This window comes from Sphingobium sp. BS19 (assembly GCF_027925545.1).
Lineage (GTDB): Bacteria > Pseudomonadota > Alphaproteobacteria > Sphingomonadales > Sphingomonadaceae > Sphingobium.
In genome coordinates, this window is record NZ_BSEF01000078.1 from 1 (window position 1) to 953 (window position 953).

A 953-nucleotide genomic window follows, 5' to 3' on the forward strand; every position below is an offset into this window, starting at 1 on the left:
TGGACTTGTAACGGATTTGCGCCGGTCACCTGAGCGATTAGAGCTCGCAACAGGAGACCGACGAGATGATCAAGCATACAGAAGAGTTCAAGCAGGAGGCGGTGCGGATTGCGCTGACCAGCGGATTGCCTCGCGACCGGGTCGCATCGGATTTGGGGATAGGGAAGTCGACGCTGGGCAAGTGGGTGTCGCAGTATCGGCCCAGTGATCTGGTTTCAGCGCCGCAGGCAGATCTGGCACGTGAGAATGAACGCCTTCGCCTTGAGAACCGTGTGCTGCGGGAGGAGAGGGAAGTACTAAAAAAGGCCACGCAGTTCTTCGCGAGCCAAAGGCCGTGAAGTTCGCTTTTGTGCATAGCTGGCGGCACCGGTGGCCCGTCGAACTGCTCTGCCGTGTCATGCTTGTCAGTGAGCGCGGCTATCGATCCTGGCGCTCGCGACCGATCAGCCAACGTGCGCGCACGGATATGAAAGTGCTGGCACATATCCGGGAACAGTATCGCCTCAGCCTTGGCAGCTATGGTCGTCCGAGGATGACAATGGAACTCAAGGAGGTCGGCCTCGCCGTTGGCGAGCGCCGGGTCGGGCGCCTGATGAAGATCAACGGGATCAAGCCAGTCCGCACGCGCAAGCACAAGGTTACGACGGACAGTCACCATCGCTTGGGTGTCGCGGCAAACTGGTTGGACGGTGATTTTGCCGCCGATGCTCCCAATCGGAAATGGGCGGGCGACATTACTTATATCTGGACGTCGGAGGGCTGGCTCTACCTTGCCGTCATTCTCGACCTGCATAGCCGTCGCGTCGTGGGCTGGGCAGTCAGTGACAGAATGAAGAAGGACTTGGCGATCAGAGCGCTGGATATGGCGGTGCGCCTGCGCCAGCCTCCGGAAGGCTGCTTTTTTCATTCGGATCGTGGCAGCCAATATTGTTCTTACGACTATCAGAAAAAGC

At 58.7% G+C, this 953-nt stretch carries 1 pseudogene; it reads left to right on the forward strand.

Annotated elements, in window-relative coordinates:
• Positions 1-65: 65 nt before the first annotated feature.
• Positions 66-953, forward strand: a pseudogene (locus tag QMG56_RS23240) (IS3 family transposase); the annotation flags it as partial.